Source organism: Streptomyces altiplanensis (genome assembly GCF_053591575.1).
Genome location: NZ_JBSFUB010000093.1, coordinates 19,989 through 27,796 on the forward strand (window position 1 = coordinate 19,989; position 7,808 = coordinate 27,796).

6 protein-coding genes are annotated in these 7,808 nt (G+C 74.0%); all 6 read left to right on the plus strand.

Features of this window, described 5'->3' with window-relative positions:
• On the plus strand, positions 1 to 1,278 hold the full coding sequence (locus ACWD0Y_RS29315) for a thymidine phosphorylase (protein ID WP_450263335.1): 1,278 nt from the start codon (positions 1 to 3) through the stop codon (positions 1,276 to 1,278).
• 226 nt (positions 1,279 to 1,504) lie between these two features.
• Positions 1,505 to 1,840, plus strand: a complete 336-nt coding sequence (locus ACWD0Y_RS29320; protein ID WP_450263336.1) for an STAS domain-containing protein — start codon at positions 1,505 to 1,507, stop codon at positions 1,838 to 1,840.
• A 241-nt stretch (positions 1,841 to 2,081) separates the two neighbouring features.
• Positions 2,082 to 3,263: a glycosyltransferase gene (locus ACWD0Y_RS29325; protein ID WP_450263337.1), complete on the plus strand. Its 1,182-nt coding sequence runs from the start codon at positions 2,082 to 2,084 to the stop codon at positions 3,261 to 3,263.
• Positions 3,260 to 4,729 (plus strand): sugar transferase, encoded by a 1,470-nt coding sequence (locus ACWD0Y_RS29330; RefSeq protein WP_450263338.1) that lies wholly within the window; start codon positions 3,260 to 3,262, stop codon positions 4,727 to 4,729. Before ACWD0Y_RS29325 ends, ACWD0Y_RS29330 begins: the two co-directional genes overlap by 4 nt.
• A 2-nt stretch (positions 4,730 to 4,731) precedes the next feature.
• Positions 4,732 to 6,078 (plus strand): O-antigen ligase family protein, encoded by a 1,347-nt coding sequence (locus ACWD0Y_RS29335; protein ID WP_450263339.1) that lies wholly within the window; start codon positions 4,732 to 4,734, stop codon positions 6,076 to 6,078.
• A partial coding sequence (murJ, locus tag ACWD0Y_RS29340; protein ID WP_450263340.1) for a murein biosynthesis integral membrane protein MurJ occupies positions 6,075 to 7,808 on the plus strand: 1,734 nt, incomplete at its 3' end. The genes ACWD0Y_RS29335 and murJ, both read left to right, overlap by 4 nt.

Sequence of the window (7,808 nt, forward strand, 5' to 3'; positions counted from 1 at the left end):
ATGGACGTCATTTCCGTCATCCGGACCAAGCGCGACAAGGGCGAACTGAGCCCCGAGCAGATCGACTGGGTCATCGACGCCTACACGCGCGGCGAGGTCGCCGACGAGCAGATGTCGGCCCTCGCGATGGCGATCCTGCTCAACGGCATGAACCGGGTCGAGATCGCCCGCTGGACCGCGGCGATGATCAACTCGGGCGAGCGCATGAACTTCGCCCAGCTCTCCCGCCCCACCGCCGACAAGCACTCCACCGGCGGCGTCGGCGACAAGATCACACTGCCGCTGGCCCCCATCGTCGCCGCCTGCGGCGCGGCCGTGCCCCAGCTCTCGGGCCGGGGCCTCGGCCACACCGGCGGCACGCTCGACAAGCTGGAGTCGATCCCCGGCTGGCGCGCCCTGCTCTCCAACGAGGAGATGCTCTCCGTCCTCGAATCCACCGGCGCGGTCATCTGCGCGGCGGGCGACGGCCTGGCCCCGGCGGACAAGAAGCTGTACGCGCTGCGTGACGTCACCGGCACGGTCGAGGCCATCCCGCTGATCGCCTCCTCCATCATGTCGAAGAAGATCGCCGAGGGCACGGGCTCGCTCGTCCTGGACGTGAAGGTCGGCTCCGGCGCCTTCATGAAGAACATCGAGGACGCCCGCGAGCTCGCCGCCACCATGGTGGGCCTGGGCACCGACCACGGCGTACGCACGGTGGCCCTCCTCACCGACATGTCGACCCCGCTCGGCCTCACGGCGGGCAACGCCCTCGAAGTCCGCGAATCCGTCGAGGTGCTGGCGGGCGGCGGCCCGCAGGACGTCGTCGACCTCACCCTCGCGCTCGCCCGCGAGATGCTCGACGCGGCCGGCCTGAAGGACGCGGACCCGGCCAAGGCGCTCGCCGACGGCTCCGCGATGGACGTCTGGCGCCGCATGATCGCGGCCCAGGGCGGCGACCCGGACGCGGCCCTCCCGGTCGCCCGCGAGCAGCACGTCGTCCACGCCTCCGAGAGCGGTGTCCTCACCACCCTCGATGCGTACGCCGTCGGTGTCGCGGCCTGGCGCCTGGGCGCCGGCCGCGCGCGCAAGGAGGACCGGGTCCAGGCCGGCGCGGGCATCGAACTCCACGCCAAGCCGGGCGACAGGATCACCGCGGGCCAGCGTCTGATGACCCTGCACACGGACACCCCGGAGAAGTTCGAGTACGCCCTCGAAGCCCTGAACGGCGGGGTCCTGACGACCCCCGAGGGCACGGAGTTCACTCCGAACCCGATCGTGCTGGGCCGCATCGCGTAACGGCGGGCACGACCGAGCGGGGCCGGTGGATTCCACCGGCCCCGCTCTTTTCGTCCCCTCGCGCGTCCCCTCGCGCGCCACCGCGCCGGGACCCGGTGCCGCGGCGTGTCACGGCCGGCCGGGCCTCGCCCGGCCCGGGATCAGCGCCGGTCCGGGACCAGTGGTGCGGGCCCCGGATCCGGGGTGGCGGGGCCACCGCAAGGGGGCCACCGCAAGGCGGCCACCGATGAGTTCCGTCCGCGGCCCCGGTCTGCCTGGTGTGAATGCCATGATGCCGATCGTCCTCGTCGTCGCCGGCCGGGTGACCCCCGGCGACGTGTCCCGCCTGTGCGACGAGCTGGACGACCTGCTGTGCGCCTCCGGGGCCACCGAGGTGGTCTGCGACGTCACCGGACTGGCCGAGCCGGACCTCACCGCCGTCGACGCCCTGGCCCGCCTGCGGCTCACCGCCCGCCGGGCCGGCTGCCGCCTGCTGCTGCGCGGCCCCCGGCAGGACCTGCTGGCGCTGCTGCGCCTCACCGGGCTCGGTGACGTCGTCCAGGCCGGCCCCGCGGGTCCGTAGGCATTTACCGGGCGGTATTCCTTTCGGCGCGATCACCCGATGGGCTGTTTTCATAAGACTGGGCGAAAGCCGATCCGGCATGTCGTGTCCGGGAGGAAGCCGTATCGGTGCGCGGCTCCAAATGGCCGAACAGGCGAGTTCAATCGTGATTTTCCCACCGGTTTTCTGACAAAGTTCAAAGCCGAAATCCACGGTTGCTTTCTCGGTCAGTTCTACGGTCCAGGTATGAAGAGAGCCGCACGTGCTGCAAAGAAGTTGGACTGAGCAGAGCCAACTGACAGTTTTTCACCTCGTCCAGCCGGTGGAAGGGGGAGTCGCGCGCGTCGTCACCGACCTCGTCAGGGCGCAGACGGGCGCAGGTCTGCGGACCGTCGTCGCCTGCCCGCCCGGCGGCGCGCTGGCGTCGGAGGCCGCCGAGGCCGGAGCGCGCGTACACACCTGGCCCGCCGAACGCGCCCCCGGCCCCCGGCTCGCCCAGGAGGTGGTGACCGCCGCCCGGCTGATCCGCGCGTGCCGCCCCCACGTCGTGCACGCCCACAGCGCCAAGGCCGGGCTCGCGGGCAGGCTGGCGGTGCGCGGCCGGGTGCCGACGGTCTTCCAGCCCCACGCCTGGTCCTTCGACGCCGTGCAGGGCCGTGAAGCGGCGCTCGCCCTCACCTGGGAGCGGTACGCGGCCCGCTGGAGCACCCGGACCCTGTGCGTCAGCGAGACCGAGCGCCGGGCGGGGGAGGAGGCCGGCATCGCCGCCCGCTGGTCGGTGATCCGCAACGGCGTCGACCTCCGCCACTTCCGCCCCGACGAGGGCGCGGGCCGTGCCCCGGCCCGCGCCGCCCTCCCCCTCCTCTCCGGCCTCCCCGCCGGGGCCCCCCTCGTCGTCTGTGTGGGCCGCCTGTGCCACCAGAAGGGCCAGGACATCCTGCTGCGGGCCTGGCAGCAGGTGGCCGCGGCGGTGCCCGGCGCCCGGCTGGTCCTGGTCGGCGACGGACCCGACCGCGAACGCCTGACGGCCCAGGCCCCGCCGGGCGTGCTGTTCGCCGGGGCCAGCCGGGACACCCGGCCGTGGCTGCACGCGGCGGACGTCGTCGTCCTGCCCTCCCGCTGGGAGGGCATGGCCCTCGCCCCGCTCGAAGCCATGGCCTGCGGCCGGCCCGTCGTGCTGTCCGACGTCAGCGGGGCCAGGGAGAGCCTGCCGCCCGGCCACGAAGCCCACTGCCTCGTACCGCCGCAGGACCCGCGGGCCCTCGCGGCGGCACTGACGAACCTGCTGACCGACCCCGGGCTCCGGGAGGCCCTGGGCCGCGCGGCCCAGACCCACACCCGGTCGACCCGCGACGTACGCAAGACCGCCGCAGCCGTCTTCGGTCTCTACCGGGAACTTGTCAGCCTGCCCCGACCCATGATGAGGAAGCGCACCGAGCGATGACGACGGAGAGTGCATTCGCGCCCGACACCGCCCAGACCACAGCCGTGCAGCTCACGGCTCCTTCGGTCCATCCGCCGAGGAGCGCGGCACGGCACCGGCCCACCCCCCTGGCCCCACGGAGCCTGCGTCTGCGAGGCCCCCTCGCGGGGGTGCTCGCCGCCGACGTGCTCGCCGTGGCCCTCACCCTGGCACTGATGCCCTGGCCGGTGCTCGCGTGCGTCCCGCTCGCGGCGCTCATGCTGGTGCTGCACACCTGGCGCGGCCTCTACCGCCCCCGCCTGTCCCCCTCGGCACTCGACGAAATGCCCCCGCTCCTCCTCCTCGCCCTGGTCCAGTGGTACGCCACCGCGGAAGCCCTCACGGCGTACGACTCACGGCACGGCATCGGCTGGACGGACCTGACCTGCGCCGCCGTCGCCCAGACCCTGCTCGGCTGCGCCGGCCGCTCCACGGTCTACCGGATCCGCCGCCGCACGGCGGTCCGGCGCCCGCAGTCCGCACTGGTCGTGGGCCGGGCCCCGCTCGCCCAGCAGGTCACGGCGGCCCTGCACACCCGGGCCGAGTACGGACTGCGCCCGGTCGGCCGCTTCGACCCGGCGCACCAGCCCACGGACGCCGCACCCGCGGACACGCTCCCGGTCCTCGCCACCCTGGAGGACGTCAGCCGGGCGGTCATCCAGAACTCCGTGCGCCACGCCGTCTTCACCGACCCGCCCCGGTCGGCCCCCGACGCGGCCGCGCTCGTCGAGCTCTTCGCCGAGCACGGCTGCCGGCTCTGGCTCGTCGACGCCCCGGCCGCCGGCGCGGCGGCGCCCGACCGCACACCGGACCCCGACCACCTCTGGGGGTTCGCCGTACGCCCGCTGCGCACCGGCCCGGGCCGGCCCGTGGCCCGCGCGGGCAAGCGCGTCATGGACGCCCTCGTGGCCGCCTTCGCCCTCGTCGCCGCAGCGCCGGTCATGGCGGTGTGCGCCCTCGCCGTACGCCTCTCCGACGGCCCGGGCGTCATCTTCCGCCAGGAGCGCATCGGCCGCGACGGCCGCCCCTTCACGCTCCTCAAGTTCCGTACGCTCCGCCCGGCCGACGAGCACGAGTCCGCCACCCGCTGGAGCGTGGCCATGGACCACCGCATGAGCGTCACGGGCAACATCCTCCGCCGCACGTCCCTGGACGAGCTCCCCCAGCTCTGGAACGTCCTGCGCGGCGACATGAGCCTGGTCGGCCCACGCCCCGAACGCCCGTACTTCGTGACCAAGTTCAGCCACACCTACCCCGGCTACCAGGCCCGTCACCGGATGCCCGTCGGCATCACCGGGCTGGCCCAGGTGAACGGACTGCGCGGCGACACCTCGATCGAGGACCGCGCCCGCTTCGACAACCACTACATCGAGACCTGGTCGCTCTGGCAGGACGTGTGCATCCTCACGCGCACCGCCACTTCCCTGTTCCGGCTCGGAGGCAGCTGAGCATGACCGTCCTGTGGACCGCCGCACCGACGCCGCACCCGCGCGTCCAGTGGCGGGAACAACGCTGGTGGCCGGTGCTGCCCCTGATCGCGACCGTCCTCCTCCTGGCCGTCCCGGTCCAGACGGCGGGAGCCGGGGCGTCCGCCGACATCACCCCGGCGGACATCGCGTCGTGCGCCCTGGTGGCCTTCGCCCTCGGCCGCGTACTGCGCCTGCGCCGGCGGCCGCTGACACCGGCCGCCGCGCTGGTCCTCGGCATCCCCACGGCCGGCATCGCCGTGGCGACGTTCACCGCCACCGACCCGGCCGCCGCCCTCACCGGGTTCATCCGCTACCTCCAGGTCTTCGTCCTCGTCCCCACCGCGGTGGTCCTCCTGGTCCGCACCCCCCGCAACTTCCGGATCATCACGGGCTCCCTCACCGTCCTCGCTCTCGTCCAGGGCGCCACGGGCGTCCACCAGTACGCCACCGGCACGGGCGCGTCGTACATGGGCGAGGACATCAGGGCCGTGGGCACCTTCGGCCCCACCGACGTCATGGGCATGGCCACGGTGGTCTCGTACGGCCTCCTGGCGGCCCTGGCCCTGGCACTCCGTACGCCCGGGAACGCTCCTCCCTGGCTGCGTCCCACCGCCGTCGCCGCCGCGGCGGCGCTCGTGGTCCCCCTCGCGCTCTCCTTCAGCCGGGGCGCCTGGATCGCCACCCTGGCGGCGGCCCTCGTCATGATCCTCCTCACCGGCCTGCGCCAGGCGGTATGCGCACTGGCCGCCCTGACCGCCGTCTCGGTCGTCCTCGTCGGCGGCTTCGGCATCGGCTCCGAGATGATCTCCCAGCGCCTCACCAGCATCACCGAGGTGACCGAGGCCCCCGACCGGTCGGTCACCGACCGCTACACGATGTGGGCCGCCGCGACGAGCATGTGGGACGACCGGCCCGCCACCGGGGTCGGCCTCAAGGGATTCGCCGTCCACCGGGACGCGCACGCGTCGATCGGCCTGTCCTCCGGCAGCGACACGGCGGGCGCGGGCCAGGAGTTCCACAAGCAGGCCCTGCTCTCCCCCCACAACATGTACCTCCTCGTGCTCAGCGAGCAGGGCCTGATCGGCATCACCGCGTTCGTGGGCAGCTGGGCGGCGATCCTGGTGGCCGGAGTACGCAGACTGACCCTCGCCCGCGGGAAGAGAAGAGCCACGGACTGCGGCCTGGCCGCGGTGGGCCTGATGACCTGGCAGACCGTCGACTTCCTGTACGCCGACATCGGCGGCCCCTCGACGGTGCTCACCGGGATCGTCCTGGGCCTGGCCGCGTGGTGGGCCCTGGCGCAGCCGGCCGAGGCGACCGCCGCATGACCGACACGGACGAGCAGAGCAAGACACCCCAGGCACCCCGCACCCGCACCGCACTGGACGCCCCCACCGCTGCCGCACCCGTCCCGGTGCCGGGAGGGGACGGGCCGGGGCGCCCCCCGCAGGGCGTCGAACGCGACACGCCCGAACGATCCGCCCCCCCGAACGTCCGGCGCCCGAGGAGACGCCCCGGCGCGGCACCGCCCCCGAAGCCCCCGCACCCGGCGCCCCCGAGCCCCGCGGCAGCAGGCGCGCCCCTCCCCCCGAAGCTGGGACGTTTCCTCGCGAGGGCCGCAGCGGTCACCGCCGGGCTGACGGCGGCAGGGGCCCTCCTGGGGCTCGTACGGGACCAGGCCATCGCCCACCTCTTCGGCGCGAGCGTGGACAGCGACGCCTTCCTGATCGCCTGGACCGTGCCGGAGATGGCCTCCACGCTCCTGATCGAGGACGCGATGGCGCTCCTCCTGGTCCCCGCCTTCAGCCACGCCCTCGCCCACCGTGCCGCCCGGCGCACACAGGACCCGGCCCTTTCGTACGACGCCGTCCGGGCGCTGGTCCTGGCCACCCTTCCCCGGCTGTCGGCCCTGCTGGCCTGCGTCGCCTGCCTGCTGATCCTGGGGGCGCCCTGGATCGTGCGGATCCTCGCGCCGGGCTTCAGCGACCCCGAACTGGCCGTGGAGTGCACCCGCCTGACGGCCGTGACCGTACTCACCTTCGGCATCACGGGGTACTTCAGCGCCGCCCTGCGCGCGCACCGCAAGTTCCTGCTGCCGGCCGGCGTCTACGTCGCGTACAACCTCGGCATCATCGTCACCACGCTCACCCTGCACTCGCTGTGGGGCGTACGGGCCGCCGCGGCCGGGGTCGCGGTGGGCAGCCTCCTGATGGTCCTGACCCAACTGCCCACCTTCCTCGGACTGGTGACCGGAACCCGTCCCCGCACCGGAACCCGCTCCCGCACCGGAACCCGTCCCCGCCTCCGCACCGGAACCCGCTCCCGCACCGCCGCCGCCCCCCTCTTCGGCACCGCCGTCCTGGCCCCCGTGGTCCTCTTCGCGGTCGGCCGCCAGTCCCAGGTCCTCGTCGAGCGCTTCCTCGCGTCCTCCCTGCCCGGCGGCGCCATCTCGCACCTGAACTACGCGCAGAAGGTCGCGCAGATGCCGATGGTGCTGTCCCTCATGATCTGCACGGTGACGTACCCGGTCGTGGCCCGCGCCATGGCCGAAGGAGACCACGAGGGAGCCCGCCTCCGGGTCGAACGCGACCTGGCCCTGGCCGCGCTGGTGGTCCTCCTGGGAACAGCGCTCGTCCTCGGCTACGCGCCGCAGATCGTCGAAGTCCTCTTCGAGCGCGGCGCGTTCGACGCGCAGGACACCGCGACAACGGCGACCGTCATGCGGGTGTACGCGGCCGGCCTCCTGGGCCACTGCCTGGTCGGCGCCCTGAGCAGGCCGTTCTTCTCAGCGGGCCGCCCCACCTGGTACCCGGCCGCCGCGATGGCGGCCGGCCTCCTGGTCACCACCGCCGTCGGCGCGGTCGCGGCCGGCCGCTTCGGCGTCCACGGCATCGCCGCCGCCAACGCCGTCGGCATCAGCACGACGGCGCTGCTGCTGCTCGGTGGCCTCGGCTCGCGCGTGGTCCCCATCCGGGTACGGGCCGTCAGCGCCTCCTTCGCCCGGCTGGCCGTCGCGGCGGCGGCCGCCGCCCCGCCGGGCGGGGCGGCCGCCCCCCGG

Coding starts and splice junctions, on each gene's coding strand:
- ACWD0Y_RS29335 (WP_450263339.1), top strand. CDS start 4,732: ATGACCGTCCTGTGGACCGCCGCACCGACGCCGCACCCGCGCGTCCAG.
- ACWD0Y_RS29330 (WP_450263338.1), top strand. CDS start 3,260: ATGACGACGGAGAGTGCATTCGCGCCCGACACCGCCCAGACCACAGCC.
- ACWD0Y_RS29315 (WP_450263335.1), top strand. CDS start 1: ATGGACGTCATTTCCGTCATCCGGACCAAGCGCGACAAGGGCGAACTG.
- ACWD0Y_RS29320 (WP_450263336.1), top strand. CDS start 1,505: ATGAGTTCCGTCCGCGGCCCCGGTCTGCCTGGTGTGAATGCCATGATG.